Origin of the sequence: Streptomyces sp. NPDC001787 (assembly GCF_040297465.1) — a bacterium.
GTDB lineage: Bacteria > Actinomycetota > Actinomycetes > Streptomycetales > Streptomycetaceae > Streptomyces.
This window is the reverse complement of sequence record NZ_JBEOZE010000013.1, coordinates 85,927-109,178: the sequence shown is the minus strand read 5'-3', so window position 1 is coordinate 109,178 and position 23,252 is coordinate 85,927. Positions and strand designations below refer to the sequence as shown.

At 69.4% G+C, this 23,252-nt stretch carries 18 protein-coding genes and 1 tRNA gene; 3 read left to right on the top strand and 16 right to left on the bottom strand.

The genetic code is table 11. The features are described 5' to 3' along the window. Positions 1 to 189 precede the first annotated feature (189 nt). Positions 190 to 264 (top strand) — tRNA-Cys (locus ABT170_RS19485). A gap of 270 nt (positions 265 to 534) precedes the next feature. Here the strand turns inward: ABT170_RS19485 and ABT170_RS19480 are convergent. The 4 genes from ABT170_RS19480 to ABT170_RS19465 all read right to left on the bottom strand — a co-directional run bounded on the left by ABT170_RS19480 (position 535) and on the right by ABT170_RS19465 (position 4,928). Beyond that, entirely contained in the window at positions 535 to 1,194 is a 660-nt protein-coding gene (locus ABT170_RS19480; RefSeq protein WP_351868881.1) for a hypothetical protein, read from the bottom strand. Positions 1,195 to 1,277: 83 nt separating this feature from the next. After that, positions 1,278 to 3,620, bottom strand: a complete 2,343-nt coding sequence (locus ABT170_RS19475; protein WP_329944215.1) for a hypothetical protein — start codon at positions 3,618 to 3,620, stop codon at positions 1,278 to 1,280. A gap of 17 nt (positions 3,621 to 3,637) precedes the next feature. After that, complete coding sequence (locus ABT170_RS19470) at positions 3,638 to 4,075, bottom strand: hypothetical protein (protein ID WP_329944214.1); 438 nt, start codon at positions 4,073 to 4,075, stop codon at positions 3,638 to 3,640. 397 nt (positions 4,076 to 4,472) lie between these two features. Continuing rightward, positions 4,473 to 4,928, bottom strand: coding sequence for a hypothetical protein (locus tag ABT170_RS19465; RefSeq protein WP_351868878.1), 456 nt, complete (start codon positions 4,926 to 4,928; stop codon positions 4,473 to 4,475). 188 nt (positions 4,929 to 5,116) lie between these two features. Between ABT170_RS19465 and ABT170_RS19460 the strand changes: the two genes are divergently transcribed. Beyond that, positions 5,117 to 5,497 carry an antibiotic biosynthesis monooxygenase family protein gene (locus ABT170_RS19460; protein WP_351868875.1) on the top strand — a complete coding sequence of 127 codons (381 nt, stop codon included), beginning with the start codon at positions 5,117 to 5,119 and terminating at the stop codon, positions 5,495 to 5,497. A gap of 379 nt (positions 5,498 to 5,876) precedes the next feature. Here the strand turns inward: ABT170_RS19460 and mycP are convergent, their stop codons facing one another. The 12 genes from mycP to ABT170_RS19400 form a co-directional block, all read right to left on the bottom strand. Then, entirely contained in the window at positions 5,877 to 7,292 is a 1,416-nt protein-coding gene (gene mycP / locus ABT170_RS19455; protein WP_351868872.1) for a type VII secretion-associated serine protease mycosin, read from the bottom strand. A 27-nt stretch (positions 7,293 to 7,319) separates the two neighbouring features. Next, the gene (locus ABT170_RS19450) at positions 7,320 to 8,741 is read right to left on the bottom strand and encodes a WXG100 family type VII secretion target (RefSeq protein ID WP_351868869.1); all 1,422 of its coding nucleotides are present in this window, start codon (positions 8,739 to 8,741) and stop codon (positions 7,320 to 7,322) included. Positions 8,742 to 8,809: 68 nt separating this feature from the next. Further along, on the bottom strand, positions 8,810 to 9,313 hold the full coding sequence (locus ABT170_RS19445) for a DUF2563 family protein (RefSeq protein ID WP_329944209.1): 504 nt from the start codon (positions 9,311 to 9,313) through the stop codon (positions 8,810 to 8,812). 116 nt (positions 9,314 to 9,429) lie between these two features. Further along, the gene (locus ABT170_RS19440) at positions 9,430 to 11,778 is read right to left on the bottom strand and encodes a xanthine dehydrogenase family protein molybdopterin-binding subunit (protein WP_329944208.1); all 2,349 of its coding nucleotides are present in this window, start codon (positions 11,776 to 11,778) and stop codon (positions 9,430 to 9,432) included. A 97-nt stretch (positions 11,779 to 11,875) separates the two neighbouring features. Further along, positions 11,876 to 13,837, bottom strand: a complete 1,962-nt coding sequence (locus ABT170_RS19435; protein WP_351868865.1) for a (2Fe-2S)-binding protein — start codon at positions 13,835 to 13,837, stop codon at positions 11,876 to 11,878. Then, entirely contained in the window at positions 13,834 to 14,730 is an 897-nt protein-coding gene (locus ABT170_RS19430) for an FAD binding domain-containing protein (RefSeq protein ID WP_329944206.1), read from the bottom strand. The genes ABT170_RS19435 and ABT170_RS19430 overlap by 4 nt, the downstream gene beginning before the upstream one ends. 305 nt (positions 14,731 to 15,035) lie before the next feature. After that, positions 15,036 to 16,733: a beta-N-acetylhexosaminidase gene (locus ABT170_RS19425; protein ID WP_351868862.1), complete on the bottom strand. Its 1,698-nt coding sequence runs from the start codon at positions 16,731 to 16,733 to the stop codon at positions 15,036 to 15,038. Positions 16,734 to 16,737: 4 nt separating this feature from the next. Next, a complete protein-coding gene (locus ABT170_RS19420; RefSeq protein ID WP_329944406.1) occupies positions 16,738 to 17,580 on the bottom strand; it encodes a carbohydrate ABC transporter permease in 843 nt (280 codons plus the stop codon). A 92-nt stretch (positions 17,581 to 17,672) separates the two neighbouring features. After that, positions 17,673 to 18,656 carry a carbohydrate ABC transporter permease gene (locus ABT170_RS19415; protein ID WP_351868859.1) on the bottom strand — a complete coding sequence of 328 codons (984 nt, stop codon included), beginning with the start codon at positions 18,654 to 18,656 and terminating at the stop codon, positions 17,673 to 17,675. A 2-nt stretch (positions 18,657 to 18,658) separates the two neighbouring features. Beyond that, a complete protein-coding gene (locus ABT170_RS19410; RefSeq protein WP_351868856.1) occupies positions 18,659 to 19,963 on the bottom strand; it encodes an extracellular solute-binding protein in 1,305 nt (434 codons plus the stop codon). Between the two features lie 445 nt (positions 19,964 to 20,408). Beyond that, on the bottom strand, positions 20,409 to 20,702 hold the full coding sequence (locus tag ABT170_RS19405) for a DUF3039 domain-containing protein (RefSeq protein WP_072484142.1): 294 nt from the start codon (positions 20,700 to 20,702) through the stop codon (positions 20,409 to 20,411). Between the two features lie 30 nt (positions 20,703 to 20,732). Further along, positions 20,733 to 21,293: a YqgE/AlgH family protein gene (locus ABT170_RS19400; RefSeq protein ID WP_266931523.1), complete on the bottom strand. Its 561-nt coding sequence runs from the start codon at positions 21,291 to 21,293 to the stop codon at positions 20,733 to 20,735. A 275-nt stretch (positions 21,294 to 21,568) separates the two neighbouring features. Between ABT170_RS19400 and murA the strand changes: the two genes are divergently transcribed. After that, positions 21,569 to 22,909 carry a UDP-N-acetylglucosamine 1-carboxyvinyltransferase gene (gene murA / locus ABT170_RS19395; protein ID WP_329944202.1) on the top strand — a complete coding sequence of 447 codons (1,341 nt, stop codon included), beginning with the start codon at positions 21,569 to 21,571 and terminating at the stop codon, positions 22,907 to 22,909. Positions 22,910 to 23,252: the final 343 nt, after the last annotated feature.

Sequence of the window (23,252 nt, the reverse complement as noted above, 5' to 3'; positions counted from 1 at the left end):
GAATCGGTTTGAACCCTGTCGATGTGCCGCCCCTGCCTCATCCCTTGGTCGTAGGCCGGGCGGCGCCGGTCATGAACGGCGTATGGCAGTCGTATTGCGGCGCGCCCCCGCCCCTTGAGTGCCACCCCCGCCCGCTCTACGGTCGACACCAGAACGACGAACACCACGAAGCACGACGCACCACACCCCGACCGTGTGCCCGAGAGGCTCAGGGGCTCGACTGCAACTCGAGTTACACCGGTTCGAATCCGGTCACGGTCTCCAGTTCAGCTTCACGGGATCTTCCGCTGACGGGATGCTCCGTTCGCGGAACGGCCCGTTTACGGGATCCACCGGAAAGGCCGCCCCGGCCGGGGCGGCCTTTGCGCGTGACGGGCCCACGGGGCTCGCCGGGGAAGCAGGTCCCGGGCAGGAGCCGAAGGTCCGGGGCAGCAGACCGGCTCCCGCAGGTAGCCGGTACACGGCAGGAGCCGAAGATCCACGACAGCGGCCGAAGGCGCACGGCCGTGGACCGGTCCACGGCACCAGACCGGTCTACGGCAGCGGCCGGAGGTCCGGCTTCTTCGGCAGACCGCCGTTGTCCTCGCAGCCGAGCTTCTCGGCGACGGCGAGGGACGCGGCATGGGCGAGGGTCAGATTGGCGGCCAGGTTCTCCGGGGCGGGCCCACGGTCCTTGGCGTTCCCGAAGCCCCCCTTGATACGCGCGGGCCGTTCCTTCGAACCGTCGAGCCGCGGGCTGACGCATTCGAAATTGATTCGGGCCCCGACCGGCCCCGCCGTGGCCTCCTTGCCCAGGGAGAACATACGGGCACCCCCGCGAAGCTGGGTGTCACCCAGATCCTGCGGCGCGTAGACCGAGAAACTGATCTTCACGTCGTCGCGATGACCGGCGCCTTCCGCGCCCAGGACACAGAGGTCGGCGCCCGTCGCCCAGCTGCGGCCCGACTCGTGGCCCTTCTCGATCGCCTCGGTCACCCGGTCCAGGCCCTTGCCGTCCGAACGGTCGAAGGACGTGGCGCCCGTGACGGTTTCGACGGTCTTCTCCAGCGGACCGGAGAACACACCCCCGCACACTTCCCCGGCGCCCACGTACGGCGATTCCTCCGCCCCGGAACCGCACGCCACCGCGCCCGTCCAGACGGTCATCGCCAGCCCGACAGCGGACAGCGTCCTCACCACTCGCACCCGATCCACGTCCTTCCTCACCGGTCCCTCCGCCCGAGGGCCGTCCCGCGGTCCGCCGCGGAACAGCCCTCGTCCTCGCCACACCCGCGGCGTCAGCCGGTCTCGGGGTCGTTGCCCTGCTGGTTCTCGCGGTCGTTGCCGGTCCCGTACCCGATCCGCATCGCTTCCTTGAGGTCCTGGCCCAGATCGCTGTTGATGTCGATGTGGTGCAGGGCCATGAACTTCTCCATGGGGGCCTCGGCCATCGATTCACCGGAGGAGTAGACCTTGGTCTTCTCCTCCCGGGTGAGTTCGTCGACCTTGTCCTTGTTCTTGTCCACGGAGTTGTCGGAGATGTCGCCGACGACCTGACCGATGAGCTGTTCCGCGGCCCCGCTCGCCGTGTCCGTGGCCAGCGGGATGAGAACGGCCGCCGTTCCCACGGCCGCGGTGACCGGGAGGAAGGCGACACCGGCGGCGACCGCCGCACCGGCCCCGAACTCCACCCAGCCGGCCCGCTTGGCCACGGCCTTCTCGTACTCCTCGTGGGTCTTGAGGTTCGTCGCCTCGACCTGGTCGGCCCGCGACTGGTCGAGCATGCCCTGGACCTCGGCGCCGACATGCACGGTCGACCGTGCGGCACCTTCCTTGATGTTCCCGTCCTGGTACTGCGCCTCCAGGACACTCGTGGTGTAGATCTGCTCCGCCTTGGAGACGGTGGCGTACGCGTCGGGGTGCTGCCCCAGCGCGCTGAGGAAGCCGCGCGCGGCGTCCCGGCCACCGTCCTGGCCGGCGAGGTCGGAGAAGTCGAGGTGTCCCTCGGGGTTCTTGGTCGGCGCGAACACACTGTCCGGGTTGTTCTTGTCCAGGGACCAGTTGATGTCGTCGATGTAGCCCGCGCCCATGTTCCCGAGGCTGTCGGCCATCGCCTCCTGCTGCTTGAGCAGCCCCGCGTCCGATCCGTACTTCTCCATCACCTGACGCATGACATCGGCGTTGTCCGCGTCCCGCGCGACGGTGGCGTCCGGGCTGTCGTACGGATACCCGAGGGTCGCCGACTCCAGGGCATGCCCCAGGGCGTCCGGCATGTAGTTGAGCGACCGCTTGAGTTCGTCCGGGTCGAGCGAGTCGACGTCCCCGTAGGACTCCCACTTCTCGTTCCCGAAGAAGTCCAGGTAGTTGTCGACCGCCTGGCCGTCCTTCTTGCCGAGGTCGGCCGTCGCACCCTTGTTGACGGTGCCGTCCTCGTTGTACGCGGTCGGCGGATCGGTGAAGAACTGCTTCGACGCCTCCGGGCTGTGCCCCAGCGCCTCCAGCATGGCCACCGACGGGTCGTAGCCGGAACCGTTCACTCCGGACGGGTTGAACGGGTTCTTGAAGGGGCTGTTCACCTGCTTGTTCTCGGCGAACATGTACGGGTCCTTCTGGTGCAGCTGCGCCACGTGCTCGGCGATCGGGTTGAGGAACTTCGGGTCGTAGTTCCCGTACCGCATGATGCCGCCGAGCAGCTGGTAGCCGAACGGCCCGTTGCTGTCGTACTTGGCCAGCGGGACGCGCTCGGTGCCGAGCTTGCGCAGCTCCGGCCCCCACTCGGCCGTGAACTTGGGGTCCTGCGAGGCGGTGGCCAGGTTGAGGCCCAGGTTCCTCTGGAGGTCCTGGACGTCCTTCAGGCGCTCCTTGTCGACCTTGCCGTAGTCGTACGTGTCGGTCGACAGCTGCCCGAAGAACGCGAGGGCCTTCTCCGGGCCGAGCTTCTCGTAGAAGTTCTTCGAGAACTCCGGCGACTTGCTGTTGTCGTGCAGGAGTTCGTTGAGCGCCGCGAGCTCGGTGTGATTGATGTCGCGGCCCTTGGCGGCCAGGTCGGCGGCGCGGGCCGCCTCCTCCTGGTCGAGGTTCTGGTACTTCGGGGCGCTGAAGTCGTTGCCCTCGGTGACGTTGGCCTCAAGGGCGTTCCTGAAGGCCACATCGGTGTCGTTGGCGTTGTCGACGATCAGGTCGATCTTCTTCTGCCAGGCCTCGATGGACTCCTTCTGCTTGCGCAGGAGTTCGGGGTAGTCCGGGTCGTGCCGTGCGGTGTTGTCCTTCTCCAGCGGATGCCGGGCGGTCACCACACCCTTGGCATCGACATGGATGCCGGCGTCGCGCCCCTCGACGTCCCGGATGTTCACCAGGTCGTCCTTGGCCTTCTTGATGGCCGTGTGGGCGTCCTCCAGGATCTGCTTGACCCCCTTGGCCTCGGCCGCGGCGTCCTTGAACTCCTTGGCGGTCTTGGCGATGAACTCCTTGGTGATACCGGCGTTCTCGCCCTCCCACTCCGCCTTGTCCGCCTTGGTCTTCATCCCGTCGTTGGCGTCCGTGGCCAGCTTGTCCAGCTTGGTGACCATCTCCGACCAGTCGGTCACGGCCGTCTGGAGCTTGGCGACGGGCGCGTCGACAATGTCCTCGTACTTCAGCACGTCAAATCCCCCGAGGATTACTTCAGATACTCGTTCAGCTTGGAAACCGAGATCAGATCCCCGGCGATCTGCACATCATCCTTCTGAAGCGACGACGTCGTGTAATTGAGGTGATTCGAAATCTGCGCACACGCGTCCAGCAACGTCTTCAGATGCGTGTTCCACCGGTCATGGACCTTCAAAAGCCCCGACCCACTCTCGAAGTTCCCGTTCGTGAGCGCGATGGCCGCGTCGAACGTCGACGGACGGGCATGATCACCGTCCTTCGACACCCGGGTCCGCAGACCGTACGCCTCATGCCCGATAGCACCCAGGTTGTCCTTGTTCACCGCAAGATCCGCGACAACCGGCCCACCGCCGGGACCCCCCGGCTCCGCCGGCGCACCATTCAGCCGCATATCGACCCGCTGTGTCGATTCGGCACGAAGCGTTGCCCATTCTGAGTCGAACGTCACGAAATCCCCCGTACTCAATCCCGGATGCCACCGAAGCCCACCGCTCCGCTCTCAATGACGCCCACGCTAGCGGCTCAGTTTCAGCCGAGGCACCTCGGAACGAGATCACTTTCCGCCCCAAACATATAAAGCCAGGCAGACGGTTCCATTTCCGAGGACCGTTCCCCGGCACGTCGCCACCCCCGGAGCGGCCAGCCGCCGCGACTCCACGAGAAGGGAGGGCGCGGGCCGGGCACACGCGGCGCGAACGGCAACCGTGCGGAGTGCGGCACTCACGGAGAGCACCATCAACAGCGCCGCGCGGACGGCGCCGCCTGGACATCGCGACCAGGAAGACCACCGCGAACACGGGACGGTCTCAAGGGCATCGCCGACGAGCTCAACGTGCACAGGCGACCTACGGCAGGGGCTGAAGGTTCGGATCCAGCTCCCGGGGCAACCCGCCGTCGTTCTCGCATTCGAGCTCTTCGGCGACGGCGAGGGAAGCGGCATGAAGAACGGTCAGATTGGCCACCAGGTGCTCCACGGCGTCGCCTCGGTTCGCAGCGCCTTCCAGCCCCCCGTGAATCCGTACGGGCCGACCCCTCGAACCGTCGATTCGCGGACTGACACACTCGAAGTAAAGTCCGGCCACACGGGGACGGGCCACCGCCTCCTTACCCAACGAAAGGAGCCGAGTGCCCTCAGGGTTACCCGGATCGCCCACATCGTCCGGCGCGTAGATGTGGAAGGACAGCGTGGTCGCCTCCCGAGAATCAACACCCTTGGCACGCAACTCGCAGAATTCTTCAGCCAGCGACCAACTGCGTCCCGACGCATGCCCCTTCCTGATCGCCCCGACCACCCGGTCCATGCCCCCTCCAGAGCGCCGGTCGAGTAGCCTGCCCTCCCTTGCACCGTTCTGTGAGCCGGCAGGCCCGTGGCCGTTCCTCGGAGCTGGGGAAGAGCTCAGACGGCTTCGATCACCAACCTGATCCCTCGGTGTATCCCGTTCAGGAATGACGCTGGGTCGTTGAGCGCATGCCGCCCTACGGTGACGCCATGAGCGATCACTCGGAAGCGCCTGTTGCGCCCGTCGAGGCCTATGAACCTCCCTACTACGCGGCTGTCTTCACGACGGTGCGAACCCAGGACCGGAGCGGCTACAGCGAAACCAACTCACGCATGGAAGAGCTGGTGAAGGACATCCCTGGATTCCTCGGGATGGACCACGCGCGGACTCCGGGCGGTCTGGGCATCACCGTCGGGTACTTCCGCGATGCCGACGCCCTCACGGAATGGCGGAGCAACGCCGAGCACCGCGCGGCGCGAAAGCGCGGACCGGCCGAGTGGTACCAGAGCTACACACTGCATGTCGCGAAAGTGGAGCGGAGCCACGGATTCACGCGAGCGCAAGTCCCGCAGAGCCCGATAGCGGACTGACCAACCGAAGTCACCTCCAGCCCTGGCAAGCACCGTCCGCCAGGCTGTCCGGGCGACAGCACGAGTACGCGCCCGCGAAATCGATGACACCGAGGGCAAGCGCCTGCTGCGAATCATCCGCAGGAGCGCTTGCCAAGGGCTGTCCCGTAATCCCTGGCGGCGGCGAAGAGTGCGGCCCTTCGTCTGAGGAAGCCTCAATACCTCCGCCGCACACACACGAAAGTGCTCGGACCCGGGGCGGGGTGCCGAGTGGGCCAATGCCGACTGAGACTTGCGCAGTTCCGCCACCGGATCTCGCAGTCCACCGATCCAGCCAAGTCCTCACCGCAAAGGGTGAAATGAAGGTACGAAGATCCCGCGCCATCGACGCGGCTTCGCCTCAGACACGAGGCCCCTGTCCCGGCGCGCCGCCATAAGGCGGCTTGGGCCCAGGAGGATTCTGCGGCGGTGCGTAGCCCTGATACGGAGGTTGTGCCTGCGGCTGCTGCGGGTACGCGGGCGGGGCCTGCCCCGGGTACTGCGGCGAGTGAGGTGCGGCCGACGGCGAGGCAGCTGCGTTTCGACGACGCGACCGTACTGCCACGACCGCCACGCCTCCGCCGATCAGTGCAGCAGCCCCGACACCGATGCCGATCCAGAGACCGGTGTTGCTGCCACCGTCTCCATCGGTCGAAGGGGCGGCAGCAGCGGGCTTGTCGTCCGACTCGGAACTCCCCGTGGCCTTAGAAGGCTTGGCGGAAGGGGCGGGGTTTTCGGCTGCGGCCAAGTCGGGAAGCGGGTACTCATCGGCGGGGCCGGGGTCACCGGGGGTCTTCAGCGCGATACGGGGACGGACGATGCCGTATCCGATGGCGTCCGTGCGCTCGTCACCACTGACCGGGCCTCCGGCCGTATTCAGCATGACCCTCAGGACCTGGTTATTCGTCCAGTCAGGGTACTTGGACCAGATGAGAGCGGCGGAGGCGGAGGCAACGGCAGTTGCGTCGCTGGTGCCATGCCCTTTACATACACCTGTTTTGCCCGCACAGGCGTAGATCATTTCTTCACCGGGTGCAGAAAGATCCACCTGCGGCCCGAATTGTGATTCCTTCGTCTTCTTGAGGTCTCTACCGATGGCACCGACCCCAACTACCCCTGGCGTCCCAGCAGGATACTCCACCAAATTTGCAGAGTCGCCGGTGTTCCCGACGGCTGCAAAGATCAACACGTCTTTCTGCAGGGCATATTTCACAGCATCCGATACGGCCTGTGAATTAGTTTGCCTCCCCAAGGACATATTGATGATTTTGGCCCCGTGGTCAACAGCAAATCGGATGGCTTGAGGCGCCGTCCGACTGAACTCTCGATCGGATGCGGCTTGGTTGGCCGCGTCCGTCGACTTCGGCATACGAATGGGGAGGATTTTAGCTCCGGGAGCAAGGCCAAAGGCGCCGTCACCACCGTAACTCTCGCCTGTGCCAGCGATGATGCCCGCCATGCCCGTGCCGTGGCCATTGTAATCGTCGAACTCATCCCCTGGAATATCCTTCTCCAGATTGAGTCCCTTTACTACCTGCCCTCGGAGATCACCATTGGAGGAATCGACTCCCGAGTCGATGACAGCAACAGTGACGCCCTTCCCGGTGCTCACCTTCCACATGTTCTCGGCCTGCATGGCATCAAGATGCCACTGCTTGGAGCGCACAGTTTCTGCATGCGCCGGGGCTGATGCAGCGCCTACCAGCAAAAGCCCGAGCGCACCGGAAATCACCGTACGAAAGCGGTACGCTCCCGCATTGCTCTTACTGGTAAGCATCTGATCCCTTTTCCAGGTTATTACTGGTCAGTCGATAACCGGCGGAACTATGCGGCGGTTGCCCTGTTGCCAGGTTTCCTCGTCCTCAGTGAGGTAGTCGGGCCGGTCAGCACCCTCATCCCGACGCGGCTCCCCTGAGCGCTGTGCAGCCATTGCGCCCCCTCGCCCGAACTGGCCAGTGCCGCGGGCGCCTTCAGGCGACGTACCTCCGCGCACCAATCCCGTGCCTCCGGGCGTGAACGGGCGTGCGGTGGCATGCCCGGGTTGCTGCGGGCGACCGCCCACCATGCCGCCCGTCTCACCGGCGAGACGGCGACCGCCGACAATGCCACTCTGGCCACCGCTGGTACCGCCCATTGCCGGACCATGTCCCATCGGTCCACGGCTGGCGTGCGTTCCCTCATTTCCGATCACAGGGGTGCGAGGGAGCCCACCCATGGGGCGGCCAGGGGTCTGCGGCACGGGACGTCCACCGACAATGCCGGGACCGGGAGGCCGGGTACCGGGACCGCTGAAATTCGGAGGTCCCGCAGTGGGTATGGGAGGCCGTACGCCATTCGGCAGCCCACGGCCGCCTCCACTCGTCGTGGGCGGAGCGACCGGTCCGACGTTGGGAAGCACGGTGGGTGACGTTGGAAGGCCGGTCTCGGGCCTGCCCGGACTCGGAACGTTCGGCGTGGTGGTCGGGGGGAGCGTCGAAGGGTCCGGCAGCGTTGCCACGCTGTCGATCCCCATGTCGACCGGCTGGGCCACGGTGGGACGAACCGGGGCTCCGGGCGTTTCACCATAGATCGGCGGAGCAGTGACGTTGCCCGGCCCTTCAGGGCCGGGGGCCTGTGGGCCTGAAACGTGCCCAGCGCTGCCGACAGCTGCCCCTACGCCACGCCCGACATTCTCGTACTGCCCACGCCCTTCCTCGGGTGGTGCAGAGATCGCCGCCGGCGGCGGCGGGAATACCGGCTTCTCCAGGCCCTTCATCTGCGATGACGAGAACGCGTACGACTCCGCCAGCTTCCGCATCTGCGCGGCCGCTTCCTGGCGGTTCGCCTCCTTGTTCGCCAGCAGGGTGTCCGCGGCCTCGCGTGCGACCGCCGACGCATCCGGGTCGTTGCGCGCTTCCTTGGCCGCTGCCAGGTTCGCTGCCGCGCCGGCGTGGGTGCGGGGGATCGCCACCTGGGCCGCGGCGATCGCGTCGGAGGCGCGGGCCAGCCACTTCGAGGCGCCCTCGCTGTAGTCGCCCAGGCGCAGCGTCGAGTTGGCCAGGTCCGCGCTCCAGGTGCGGAAGGCGTCCGCGCCCTCGCCCTTCCACTCCACCATCTGCGGGCGGATCTTCAGGTCCTCCGCGATCTTGCGGATCTCCGTGGCCGCGCTCAGCAGCCGGTCGGCCGCTCCCTGAACAGCCCCGCTGTTCGCCTGGTCGAGCCAGGCCAGCATCTGCTCATGAGACATGCCTTCGAATGACGTTCCCATATCCAGCCCCCGCTATCCCCGTGTCATGCCTGTGATCGTCGTTGTCATCAGATGCCGTCACCGGTGGACTCGGTGGACGTGGGCGCCGGTGTCGGCTTGCCGTCCTGCTTCGTCGGGTCGTAGGCACCGCCGTAGTGCTCGGTCGCTTCCTTGCTGATCGCCAGCATGCGGCGCCGGATGTCGATGTCCAGGTTCTCGTAGCCGTTGTGGGAGGCGAGGACCGCGATGCCCATGCCTTCGATGGAGTCCGAGAGCAGCTTCGACAGGGTTTCGAGCTCGGTGATGACCGTGTTGTACGTCGTGTAGAGGCCGCTCGCCTCTGACCAGCTGGGGTCGCCGAACTGGCCCTTGGTCACCGGGTCTTCGCCCAGCTTGTTCGGGCCGGCGGGGGACGTCTTGAGGTCCGTCAGCAGTTCGTCGATACGGTCGCGGAACTTCGTGAATGACGACAGTTCGGTGACCAGTTCACCGACCGCGCTGTGCGCGGCCCCGATGATCGATCCGAACGGCATCGCCGCGAACCCCGCCACGGCAGCCTCAGTCGGCTCCACAGCACCCTCCCCGTTTACAGCTGGCTACAGCTTTGGGCATCACTGTAGTCAGCATCACTGACAACTCGCATCCCTGGGTTGCACGTGCAATGCGAATCACATCATCAATTGGACAGTCAGGACTTGGGCGTTGCCACCGCCGCCTGGGGCCGGACAGGCAGGCGGTTGACCGGGCGTCCGGTTGCCGAGCGGACGGCGGAGGCCACTGCGGCGGGGGCGGTCACGACGGGTACGGCCGAGACGGGCTTGGCGCCGAAGGGGGCCACCACGTCGCGCTCTTCGACCAGTTTGACGATGCGAATGTCCGGAGCGTCCAGGGACGTCGGAAGTGCGTAGCCCGTGAGGTCGGGGTGGCGGATCAGGCCACGGGCGGTCCGGAGGTTCTCCGTGAGGGCCGCGCCGATGCCCTGGGTGATGCCCGCCTCGATACGGATGGCCAGCTGGGCGGGGTTGAGGATCCGGCCCACGTCCTGGGCGACGGCCATCTCGACCACCCGGATCGAGCCGATCTCGATGTCGACGTCCACCACGGCGCGGATCGCGCAGAAGGCGAGGCCGACGAACGCGTCGCCCTGGCCGGAATCGTCGAGCGGTTCGGTGGGATGGGGGCGGCACTGGGCGGTGGCCCAGAGTTCCTTGCCGTCCATGGCCTCCGTGACCGTCGTGGAGAGGACCCCGTCGTACGAGGTGATCTTGCCGTCGGCGATCTGGAGCAGCTCGGTGGACATCCCGAACTTGTGGGCCAGCGGCTGGAGGAGCTGGGTGCGGACCATCTTGGCGGCCCGTTCCACCGCACCGCCCGACACCCAGGTGTGACGGCCGTGCGTCGCCGGGCCCGCCGGGGGCTGGTCGGTGTCGACCGAGGCGACGTGGACCTCCTCGATGCCCAGGGTCTCCTGGACGATCTGGCGGGCCAGCGTGGTGAACCCCTGGCCGGTCTCCACCGCCGCGCAGATGACCGTGGCGATGCCGTCGTGGACCCGGACCGTGGCCGTGGAGACCTCGTCCGTGCCCTCGGCACCGAGCATGTGCACCATGCCGAGCGCGTATCCGACGCCCCGGCGTACGGCCCCGGGCTCGCCCGCGCCCTCCGGGCCGCCCGGGAGCAGCCAGTCGTCCTCCGGGGCGTCCTTGGGCAGCACGGGAAGCGGGAAGTCCCTTACGGCACCGAGGAGTTCTTCCACCGGGGCCGGGCAGGTCACCGTCTGGCCGGTGGGCAGGATGTCGCCGGTGGACAGGACGTTGCGCAGCCGCAGTTCCGCCGGGTCCATGCCGAGCTTGGCGGCCAGCTTGTCCATCTGGCCCTCGTACGCGGCGCAGACCTGCATCGCGCCCTCGCCGCGCACATGGCCGGAGGGCGGGTTGTTCGTGCGCACCGCCCAGCCCTCGATGAAGGCGTGCGGTACGACGTACGGACCGCAGGCGAAGGCCACGGCCGCGGCCAGGGACTCGGACGAGGAGTCCGCGTACGCGCCCGCGTCCAGCAGGATCTGGGCCTCGACCTTGACCAGCCGGCCCTCCGCGTCCGCGTGGTGGCGGTAGCGCAGCAGCGTCGGGTGACGGTGGGCGTGGCCGAGGAAGGACTCCTCGCGGGTGGCGGCCAGCTTCACCGGGCAGCCGGTGCGCAGGGCGAGCAGGCCGAGCGGGATCTGGAAGCCCGGGTCCTCACGGTCGCCGGTCGCGCCGGGGACGCCGGTCACGACGATCTTCACCTGGTCCGCCGCCAGGCCGAAGCAGGCCGCGGCCAGGTCGCGGTCGGTGTGCGGGTCGGTGGAGGCCGTGTAGATCTCCACGCCGCCGTCGGGGCGGGGCACCGCGAGCCCGGCCTCGGCGCCGATCGGGGCCGGGTCCTGGCGGCCGATGCGGTAGAGGCCCTCGACGACGACCTCGCCGGTCGCCTCCGGGTCGCCGTAGCGCAGCGGGATATGGCGGATGAGGTTGCCGTCGGGGTGCAGGGGCTCGGCGGCGAAGGCCTTCTCCGGGTCCGTGACCGGTTCCAGGACCTCGTACTCGACGGCGATCGCCGCCGCGGCCAGGCGTGCCGTGTCCGGGTGTTCGGCGGCGACCGCGGCGATCGGTTCACCGTGGTGGCGTACCAGGTCGGACGCGAACACCGGGCGGTCGACGACCCGGCGGCCGTAGGCGCTGTCCCCGGGGACGTCCTCGTGCGTGACGACGGCACGCACCCCGGGCATCTCCATCGCGGCGGAGACATCGACGGACAGGATCCGGGCGTGCGGGTGCGGCGAGCGCAGCACGGCCGCCCACAGCAGGCCTTCGGCCCACAGGTCGGCCGCGTACGGGAAGGTGCCCTCGGTCTTGGCGCGGGTGTCGGCGGGCGGGAGCGAGACGCCGAGGCCGAGTGCGGGCTTCTCCTCGTCCGGGCCGGGGCCGCTGCCCGTGGCGTCGATCCTGGGCAGGGTGGTGCTGGTCGCGTTGGCCGCGGTGGATGCGTCGCTGCTCACGCCGCCTCCTTGTCGTTCGCCCCGCTGCGGCGGCAGCAGATGGTGACCTGTGTGGTGGTGGCGTCGTGGTGCTGTGCGGCGGGTCTGCGTGCGTGCCTCACAGCGCGCCTCCCTCGTGCGGGTGGGGCCTGCGGACACTGCCCGCACCGGGCGCGGCCTGGTGCGGAATGCGTGCTTCGTCCTCGTCGTGGTCGTGGGCGGCGGTCCCGGCCGCTTCCGCGCTCGCCTCCCTGGCCTCCACCACCTCGGCCACGGCGTCGAGCACACCCCGGTATCCGGAGCAGCGGCAGAGGTTGCCGCAGAGTGCCTGGCGCGTCTCCAGTTCGCTGGGGGCGTGGTTGCCCTCCAGCAGGTCATGGACGGTCATGGCCATGCCGGGGATGCAGAAGCCGCACTGGACGGCCCCGCAACGGGCGAGTGCCCGCTGGACGTCGGACGGCTCGCCGTCGACGGCGAGGCCCTCGACCGTACGGACCTCGCTGCCCGCCGCCGTGGCCGCGGGGACCAGGCAGGACGCGACGAGACGACCGTCGACCTGGACGTTGCAGGCCCCGCATTCGCCCTGCGAGCAGCCGTCCTTGGCACCGGCGAGGCCGAGGCGTTCGCGGAGCACGTAGAGCAGGGACTCGCCGATCCAGGCGTCGGTCACCGGGCGGTCGACGCCGTTCACATGCAGGAGGTAGGAGGCCGCGGGGTGCTCGCTGAGACCCTCGACCATCACTTCGGCGGCCGGTTCCCCGGCCGGTTCCGACACCGGTTCGGCGGCTGGTCCGGTCACCGGCTCGGTGGCCGCTTCGGCGGTCTCTCCGGCAGCGGCTCCGGCGGTCTCCTCCGCGGCACCCTCGGCCGTCGTTCCGGCGACGGTCCCGGCGACCCCCTCGGTGAGCTCGCCGGTGAACTCGTCGGCGTCGGCGTGGACATGGACGTGGGCGTCGACTTGGGCGTCGGCGTGGGCGTCGAGCGGTTCGTCGGTGAGCGCGTCGGCGGACACTCCGGCGGGGGCCTGCGCGTCGATGTGCCCGTGATCGCCGGGGCCGGACATGGGCGACTCGGCGGAGGGCTCGACCGTGGCGACCGCTTCGGCGGAGGCGGAGGCGGAGGCGGAGGCGGAGGCGGAGGCGGAGGCGGAGGCGGAGGCGGAGGCGGAGGCGGAGGTGGCCTCGGGCGCCGGAACCGGCGCCGGGGCCTCCGGTGCCGCCCACGGTGCGGGGGCGCCGCCCGGCAGCGTGGCCGGAGGCGCGCTGTCGGCGTACCACTGGGGTGCCTGCGCCGAGGCCAGGAACTCGCCCGACTCGTCCGGCAGATCCCCGTCCGCCACCGGGATCGTCCACTCGCCGGTGTGGCCCACGGGCTCGATGGACTCCGGCCCCGCGTCGGCTGCGGGCGGCTCGCCGGTGACCTCGCTGAAGTTCCATTGGGCCGTCGAGTGCGCGGTCTCCTGATACGGCGACAGGTACGGGTCCGACAGACCGTGCTGGTCGGGCAGACCGTGCTGACCGGTCAGCCCGTGCTGGTCCAAATGGCTCCGCTGGTCCGGAAAACCCTGCCGGTCAGGCTGGTCGCCCTGACCCGACAGGTTCTGCTGGGCGCGCATGTACTGCTCGTCGCGCATGCGCTGTTCCTCGTGCATGCGCTGCTCGTCCAGCGCGCTCCGCCCGTCCGGCGGACTCTGCTGATTCCGCAGGCCCTGCTGGTTCTGAAGCCCCTGCTGGTTCTGAAGGCCCTGCTGGTTCGGGTCCGGCCAGTGCACCGCGCCGGGGGCCTGGTTCTGCGCCCTCGCCTCGGCCTGCGCCTGCTGGGCCTGCGTCTGTACGACCCAGCTGCCCGTCGCCGTCGGGTCCAGGCCCACCGCCGGGGTGAGCGGCAGGATCATCGGCGGTACGTACCCGTGGCCGGGCGCGGCCAGCGGGACGTTGGCCAGGTCCTCCGGCGGCAGGTGGACGAACGCGGTGGCGTCGGCGTCGTACTCACCGCTCTGCGGGGTCGGCTGCCAGGCCCCGTAGTGCGGGTCGGACCCGCCGGAGTGCCCCTGCTGTCCGGGGTTTTCCTCATTGCTCACGACAGTGCCCTCCCCAGCGCGCGTCGGGCCAGTGCGGCGACGGTACGCCGCAGGTGCAGTACGGCCGGGGACAGCGGCGGTGCCTCTCCCCCGTCGTCCGGTGGTACCTGGTCCGGGATGCAGGCCGCGGCGACGTACTCGCCGAAGGCGGCCAGCGCGTCGGGGGCCAGCCCGCGTTCGCCGTCCCAGTCGATCAGCGAGGCGATCCAGCGCTCGGCCTCCAGCGGGCGCAGCGGCATCGGGGCGATGGCGCCGACCGCGCAGCGCACACCGCGCCGGGCCGGGTCCAGGACGATCGCGACGGAGGCGGTGGCGCGGCCCGGTCCGGTGCGGCCGGTCGCCTTCAGGAACACCTGTGGGGCGTGCAGCAGCGGTACGCGGACGAAGCCGACCAGCTCGGCGGGTTCGAGCATCTCGCGGCCGGCCAGCAGGTGCGAGACCGGGATCTCGCGGCGGGCTCCGCCGGGGCCGGCGATGACGAGCTCGGCCTCCAGGGCCGCGAGGACCGGCAGGGTGTCACCGGTCGGCGCGGCGGTGGCGATGTTGCCGCCGAGCGTTCCGGCGTTACGGATCTGGGGCGGGCCCGCCGCGCGCGCGGAGGCGGCGAGCGCGGGGATGAGGGCGGCGAAGTCGGGCCGTCCCATGCGTGCGTGGGTGAGGCCCGCGCCGAGCAGCGCGTGGCCGTCCTGGTAGTGCCAGCCGCGCAGCTCGCTGATCCGGCCGAGACCGACCAGTCCGGAGGGGCGCAGCAGCCCCTTGTTGACGGCCGCCATCAGGTCCGTGCCACCGGCGACCGGAACTGCGGCGGGCATGGCGCCGAGTGCCGCCACGGCCTCGTCCAACGAGGCCGGCAGTGTCACCGACTGCATCGCCTGCGGTGCGTGCGTGGTCAACCCAGCTGCCCCTTCCCGGTGTCCCGGCAGTCCGCCTGTTCCGCCGTACGGTACGTGCTCACAGCCCGGACGTGGCAACTCTGGCACATCTTCCGACCGGACCGACGCGAGGGTCCACGAAGGACGCATCCGTCCCTGACCAGGGGGAAAATCCGCTTTCGCACCTGTTTGACGCAGAGTGTGAATTGCCACTCTTCGGCGAGTCCTGTGCGACTTGCGCGGTTCGTTCCGCACGCCCCGCGCCCGCGTGAAATTCACGCGGGCGCGGGCAACCCGGCGGCCCGGAAACCGCCCGGCAGGGTGACTCAGACGTTCGGCGGCGGACCGTCCAGCGGGCGTCCGAGGATGCCGGGGCGCTGCTGCCGGGGCAACGGGCCGCCCGGCGGGCGGTAGTCGACGCCGAGGGCGTCGAGCCGGGCGTAGTGCGTGGTCATCCGGCGCTCGAACTCCGCGAAGTCCCGGTCGGCGGAGGCGGGCAGCGCCGACCACGCGACCTCCGCGAACGCCGCGAGGCGCGGGAAGACCTGGTAGTCGACACGGGCCCGGTTCTGCATGACCTCGGTCCACACATTGGCCTGGGTGCCCAGGATGTGACGGGCCGCCTCCTCGGAGAGGCCCGGCGGTACGGGCTCGAAGCGGTAGACGTCCTCCAGGGTCCGGATGAACCCGATCGGCATCGGCTCGTCGGGGCCGCCGTGCTGACGGTGGTCCAGGTAGACCTGCTGCTCGGGGCACATCACGACGTCGTGCCCGGCCTCGGCGGCGGCGACGCCGCCCGCGTATCCGCGCCACGAGGAGACCGCGGCACCCTGGGGAAGGCCGCCTTCGAGGATCTCGTCCCAGCCGATGAGGCGGCGCCCGCGCTCGGTGAGCCAGGTGTCGAAGTGGCCGATGAACCAGGCCTGGAGCCCGTCCTCGCCGGCCAGGCCGAGTTCCGCGATCCGGGCCTGGGCGGTCGGGGACTCGCGCCACTGGTCCTTCAGGCACTCGTCGCCACCGACATGGATGAAGGGCGAGGTCGTGGCGGGAAAGAGCTCCAGGATCTCCTCGAAGACGCCCTCGAAGAAGCGCAGGGTGTTGTCAGTGGGGGCGAGTACGTTCGGGTTGATGCCCCAGGTGTCCCAGACGGAGAGGGTGGTGGTGTCGATGACGTCGGTGTTGCCCAGTTCGGGATACGCGCTGATGGCGGCCTGCGAGTGGCCGGGGATGTCGATCTCGGGGACGACGCTGATATGCCGCTCGGCGGCGTACGCGACGATCTCGCGGATGTCGTCCTGCGTGTAGTAGCCGCCGTACGGGGTCTCGTCCCACAGTTCGGAGGCCCGGTGGCCGTATTTGGTACGTGAGCGCCAGGCGCCGACCTCGGTGAGGCGGGGGTGACGCTTGATCTCCACGCGCCAGCCCTGGTCGTCGGTGAGGTGGAAGTGGAAGACGTTCAGCTTGTGGGCGGCGAGGAGGTCGAGATAGCGCAGGACGTCCTCCTTGGGCATGAAGTGCCGTGAGACGTCGAGCATGAGGCCGCGCCAGGCGAAGCGGGGACCGTCCTCGATCTCCAGTGCGGGGAGGCCCAGGTCCGGTTCCGCGGTCACCGGGGCGCGCCGGAAGGCCTCGGGGCCCAGCAGCTGGCGGAGCGTCTGCGCGCCCCAGAAGACGCCTGCGGCGCTGCCGCCGGTGATGCGGATGCCGTGTCCGGGGTCGATGGACAGCCGGTAGCCCTCGGACTCCAGGTCCGGGTCGATGAGCAGTTCCACGGTGTTCCCGGCGCGGGTGGTGTTCTCCGCGCCCGGCGCGCTGTCGGGGCCCGGTGCGCTCCGGGGGCCCGTGGTGGTGCCGGCGCGCGGCGACAGCGGCAGGCCGAAGGCGGCCCCGAGCGTGGTGCGCAGCCAGCGTGCCGTGTTCTCGGTGCCGGGTGCCGCGGTGATGGTGGTGTCCCGGTCCGGAGCGAATCCGGGCCGCCCCGCCCCACGGGTGTTCCGGGGCGCCGGGATCAGGTCCATGGGCATGACGTCAGTCCTTAACCGCTCCGCCCAGTCCCGAGACCAGGCGTCGCTGTACGAGTACGAAGAAGACCAGCACGGGAATGGTCATCACCGTCGAGGCTGCCATGATCCCTCCCCAGTCGTTCTCGTCGGGTTTGAAGAACACCAGCAGCGCCATCGGGAGCGTGGACTGGGAGGTGTCGCTGATGATGAAGGACTTCGCGAAGAGGAAGTCGTTCCAGGTCGAGATGAAGGAGAAGACACTCGTCGCCACGAGGCCCGGGAAGACCAGCGGGAAGAGGATCTGCCACAGGAAGCGGGTGCGGCTCGCCCCGTCGATGTACGCGGCCTCCTCCAGCGCCTCCGGGACCGCCTTGACGAAGCCGCGCAGCATCCAGATCGCGAACGGCAGCGAGAAGGCGAGATGCGGCAGGATCAGCGAGCCCAGGGTGTTCAGCTGTCCGAAGTCCCGCATCAGGAAGAAGAGCGGGATGGTCAGCGCTTCGACCGGCACCATCTGTGCGACCAGGAACATGATCAGCAGCGTGGTGCGGAAGCGGAACCGGAATCTGGTCACGGCCGTGGCGGCCAGGAACGCGATCAGCGCGGACGCGAGGACGACCGTTCCCGCGACGAGCAGGCTGTTGAGGAAGTAGCGGCCGAAGTCCTGCTGTTCGAAGACCCGGCGGAAGGAGTCGAGCGACGGGGACAGCGTCCAGGGACGGGCCTCGGCCGACTGGATCTCGCCCGCCGGTTTCACGGCGGAGAGCACCATCCAGTACAGCGGGAAGGCGACGGCGGCGGCGATCAGCAGGGCCGCCGCCTCGGCCGCCAGCCGGCCGGGCCGGCGGACCCGCAGGACCGTGCGCAGCCGGGCACCCGCGGAAGCGGGGCGGGAGGCGGCGGACGCGGTGACGGCGGCGGTCTCGGTGGCGTCGGTCCCGGTGGCGGTGCCGGTCGGGCTCACAGTTCCTCCCCCTGGCGCCGTACGAGGCGCAGATAGACCAGCGTGACGGCCAGCAGGATCACCAGCATCACGACGCCGATCGCCGATCCGAGGCTGTACTGCGAGGACGCGAACGCCTTCTGGTACGCGTACACGTTCAGCACCAGGTTCTGGCCCGCGATGCCGCCGCCGTTGGTCATGACGTAGATCTGGGTGAAGACCTTGAAGTCCCAGATGATCGACTGGATGGTGACGACGATCAGGATCGGGCGCAGCATCGGTGCCATGACGGAACGCCAGACGCGCCACTGGGAGGCGCCGTCCAGCGACGCGGCCTCCAGCACCTCGGTGGGGATGGCCCGGATGCCCGCGTACACCGTCACCATGACGAACGGGAACGAGCACCAGAGGACTTCGAGGAGCACCAGCGCGAAGGCGCTGTAGCGCCCGTACGTCCAGGAGAAGTCACCCAGCCCCAGCACCTTGTTGACCGGTCCGAAGTCGGGGTCGAAGAGGAAGACCCAGACGGTGGAGCCGGTGATCGCGGGCGTCGCCCAGGCGCCCAGCGCGGCCATCATCAGCGCGAGCCGGGGCAGGGCGCGGATCCGGGTCAGCAGGACGGCGAGGGCGCAGCCGACCAGCAGGGTGGCCAGCACACAGGCCGTGGCGAAGACCACGGTGGCCAGGAGCACCTGCCAGAACTGGCCGTCGTTGAAGAGGGCCGCGTAGTTGCCGAAGCCCTTGAAGGTGGTCGGTTCGCCACCGCTGACCTGGGCCTGGGTGTACTCCAGGAAGGAGATCAGGCCGAGCTGGTAGATCGGGTAGACCAGCAGCCCGGCCAGCAGGACGAGCGCGGGCAGCAGATAGAGCCAGGGGGTCCAGCCGGGGCGCCGGGTGGACGGGGAGCGGAGCCGCCGGGGCGGGCGTCCGGGCGCGGTGGCGCCGCGCCGGGACGGGCCGGCCCGGCCGGAGCTCTTGTACGCCGTGGTGTCCGTGGTCATCGTCAGCCCGCGGCGGTGAACGCCGCGTCCATCTTCTTCGCCGCGTCGTCCGAGGCCTGTGCCACGTCCTTACGGCCGCTGACGACCTCCTGGAACATCGTCGGCAGGATCAGCGAGGCGTCGATCTGCGCCCAGCCCGCCGAGGCGGGTACGAACTTGGCGCCCGCGCCCAGCGTCCGGACGAACGGCGCGACGAACGGCTGCTTCTTCGCGGCGTTGTCCAGCACGTCGGTGTACGTCGGCAGGAAGCCCATCGCGTCGAACAGCTCGGCCTGGGTCTTCTTCCCGGTCAGCGACTTCATCAGGTCGACGGCGAGGGTGCGGTGCGAACTGCTCTTGAGCACGCCGATGTTGTTGCCGCCGGCGAAGGCGGGGGCGATGGAGCCCTCGGCCACGCCGGGCAGCGGCACCACGGCGTACTTGCCCTTGACCGAGCCCGCCTCGACCGCCGTGTGGCTGAAGTCGCCGCCGATCGCCATGGCCGCCTTGCCGGAGGCGAAGGCGGTGACGGTGGCGTTGCCGCCCATGGAGGCGCACTTGGCGGCCGGACAGTTGTCGTCGCCGAAGAGCGAGGTGTAGGCCTCGATGCCCTTGCGGGCCTTGTCGCTGTTGATGGCCGACTTGTACGTACCGCCGCTCTCCCCGGCCAGTTCGCCGCCGTTCGCCCAGATGAACGGCATCGCGCCGTAGGTGTAGGCACCGCCGACCGCGAGGCCGTAGAGGTCGGGCTTCGCCTTGTGGATCTTCTTGGCGGTGGAGATCAGCTCGGCCTGGGACTTGGGGGCGTCGATGCCGAGGTCCTCGAAGACGTCGGTGCGGTAGTAGAGCGCGCGTACGCCGACGAAGAGCGGGGCTCCGTAGACCTTGCCGCCGACGGTCACGGACTGCTTGGCGGTCGGGTCGGTGTCCTTGGCCTCGTCCCAGGCGGCGAACTCCGCGCTCACATCGGCCAGTCCGCCGTCCTTCACGTATCCGGCCGTGTCGGTGTTGCCGTACTCGATGAGGTCCGGCGCGCTCTTGGGGTCGTTGAAGGCCGCCTTGATCCGCTGGGCGCGGGTGTCGACGGGTATGTACTCGACCTCGACCTTCGCGTCCTTGTGGCTCTTCCTGAAGTCGGCCACGGCCGCGTCGACGACCTTCTCCTTGGGCTTGTTGCCGACCTCCTGGAACAGCCAGACGCGCAGGGTGCCGGTCTTCTCATCACCCTTCGCACTGGTGTCCGAGGTCTGGGGCGCGCAGGCGGTGGCGGTGAGCCCCGCCAGCACAAGTGCCGCCGCGGGAGCAGCAATTCGGGCAGAAAGCTTCATAAGGAACCCTTACCGATCGGCCGTTGCAACATGCGCAACGGGCGTTTCGTTCTGCACAACTGGCAGGAGAGTAGGTCCGGACTTTCGCGCCGACAAGTGGTCTCTACCACTCTGTGACCCACGGGTGCAGCCCGTGCAACGCGCGGCCTCGCACGGGGGTTCGCACAGGGGCTCTCGCAGGGGAGCAATACCGGCCATCCGCCGGACGCCTCCCCGGACGCCCTCCCGGACGCCTCCCCGGAGACCCCGCGCCGGGCGCGCGGACACACGCCCGTCACGCCGGGAGACGAGCCGGGCACACGCCGCACACGCCGGGGGACGAGCCGGGCGCACGCCGCACACGCCACGCACCCCTGCCGGGCGCGCCGGGCATACGAAAAGCCCCCGGGGCGCGCATCTCTGCGCGCCCCGGGGGCATCTTCCGGAGGGTGTCCGGGAGCGAGGACTACTTCTTGTCCTTGCCGCCCTTGCCCTTGTCCTTGTCGCCGCCGGCGCCCATGGACTCGTAGATCTCCTTGCACATGGGACAGACCGGATACTTCTTGGGGTCACGCCCCGGTACCCAGACCTTGCCGCACAGTGCCACCACGGGAGTGCCCTCCAGGGCGCTCGCCATGATCTTGTCCTTCTGGACGTAATGGGCGTAGCGCTCGTGGTCGCCGTCGCCGTTCGACACCTGCGGCGTCGGCTCTACGAGGGTCCCCGTACCTGCCCCGCGCTCGGGCTCAAGAGTGCTCATAACCGCCAAGGGTACTGAAAGTCGCGCGAGTCAGTTGAGCGAAGGGTCGTCCGGATACGTCGCGATCATCGCCAGCTCACTGCGCTGGCGGCGCAGAACAGCCCGCCAGAGGTTCTCCGGGCGCGGCGAGGAGACATCGCCCGGCTCCGACTCGACCACGTACCAGGCGCCGTCCGTCAGCTCGGTCTCCAGCTGGCCCGGCCCCCATCCGGCGTACCCGGCGAAGATCCGCAGCGAGCCCAGCGCGGCGGCCAGCAGCTCGGGCGGCGCCTCCAGGTCCACCAGCCCGATCGCACCGTGCACCCGGCGCCAGCCGAGCGGGCCCTCGTCCCCGGGGATGACCGCCACCCCCAGGGCGGAGTCCAGCGAGACGGGGCCGCCCTGGAAGACCACATCGGGCTCACCCGTCAGCCCGGCCCAGGACGCGAGGATGTCACCGACGCCGACCGGGGTCGGGCGGTTCAGGACAACGCCGAGCGAACCCTCCTCGTCGTGGTCGAGAAGAAGCACCACCGCCCGGTCGAAATTCGGGTCCGCCAGTGCGGGTGTGGCCACGAGCAGTCGCCCTGTGAGCGAGGACACCTCGGTCATGGCAGAAATGATCCCGCATCTTCGGCCCCGGTGGACACCGGATGGCGCCACGGCCCACCCGGGCCGAGCGAGCGCAGCTCAGGGCGCACGGATGCACGGGGAGCGCACCGCGGGCGGGCGTTGCGGAGGGTGACCCTCCGCACGTGCGGGGGCGCGGAGCGTGTTGTGGCGGATTCATGACGTTCGTCCACCCCCCTTTGCCTTACGGAATGGGGGTAGGAGGCCATTACCCTTTTCGTTGGCCCCCCGCCCGACCACTCCGGAACGCGAGATTCATGACCGGCACAGACGATGTCCTGCTTGTCCACGGCGGAACCCCGCTGGAGGGCGAGATCCGCGTCCGAGGCGCCAAGAACCTGGTGCCGAAGGCAATGGTCGCCGCGCTGCTCGGCAGCGGTCCCAGCCGACTCCGCAATGTGCCCGACATCCGTGACGTACGGGTGGTCCGGGGACTTCTCCAGCTGCACGGTGTGACCGTGCGCCCCGGTGAAGAACCGGGCGAACTGATTCTCGACCCGTCGCACGTCGAGAGCGCGAACGTCGCCGACATCGACACCCACGCCGGCTCGTCGCGCATCCCGATCCTCTTCTGCGGCCCGCTGCTGCACCGGCTGGGCCACGCCTTCATCCCGGGCCTCGGCGGCTGCGACATCGGCGGCCGGCCGATCGACTTCCACTTCGAGGTGCTGCGCCAGTTCGGCGCGACCATCGAGAAGCGGGCGGACGGCCAGTATCTGGAGGCCCCGCAGCGCCTGCGCGGCACGAAGATCCGGCTGCCCTACCCGTCGGTGGGCTCCACCGAGCAGGTACTGCTGACGGCGGTGCTCGCCGAGGGCGTCACCGAACTGTCCAACGCGGCCGTGGAGCCGGAGATCGAGGACCTCATCTGCGTACTGCAGAAGATGGGCGCGATCATCTCCGTGGACACCGACCGGACGATCCGGATCACGGGTGTCGACCGGCTCGACGGCTATACGCACCGGGCGATCCCGGACCGCCTGGAGGCCGCCTCCTGGGCGTCCGCCGCGCTGGCGACCGAGGGCAACATCTATGTGCGCGGCGCCCAGCAGCGCTCGATGATGACCTTCCTCAACACCTTCCGCCGGGTCGGCGGGGCGTTCGAGATCGACGACGAGGGCATCCGCTTCTGGCACCCCGGCGGCGCGCTGAACGCCATCGCGCTGGAGACCGACGTGCACCCCGGCTTCCAGACCGACTGGCAGCAGCCCCTGGTGGTGGCGCTGACGCAGGCCGCGGGCCTGTCCATCGTCCACGAGACGGTGTACGAGTCCCGGCTCGGGTTCACCTCGGCGCTCAACCAGATGGGTGCCCACATCCAGCTCTACCGCGAGTGCCTGGGCGGCTCCGACTGCCGCTTCGGCCAGCGCAACTTCCTGCACTCCGCGGTCGTCTCCGGGCCGACGAAGCTCCAGGGCGCGGACCTGGTCATCCCCGATCTGCGTGGCGGGTTCTCGTACCTGATCGCCGCGCTGGCGGCCCAGGGCACGTCCCGGGTGCACGGCATCGACCTGATCAACCGCGGCTACGAGAACTTCATGGACAAGCTGGAGAGGCTCGGCGCGAAGGTCGAACTGCCCGGCGGCTCGCTCGTCTGACGCGACGGATGACACCGGGCGACGCCGGGTGACACCCCGGGCCGGCCCACCCGCACAGTGCTGCCGCACACAGCATTGCGCAGCTCGTACACCCGGACGGCCGCCGTACAGCACCGGCCGTGCGCCGCAGCCCGCCGTTCCGCCCCGCATCCGGGGCCGGACCGGCGGGCTGCCGCATGCGGTGGGCGGGGGTCGTGTGCGGTGCGGCGGGCGGTCGCGGGCGCGACCACGGGGTCGCGGGGTTCCGGGGCAGGGCCTACAGCCCCGCTGGGCGCCGCGTACAGGCCCGTACAGGCCATTGCGGCCCCTCGCCCCGCCCCCGCGACGGCCGGAGCCCGTGCGG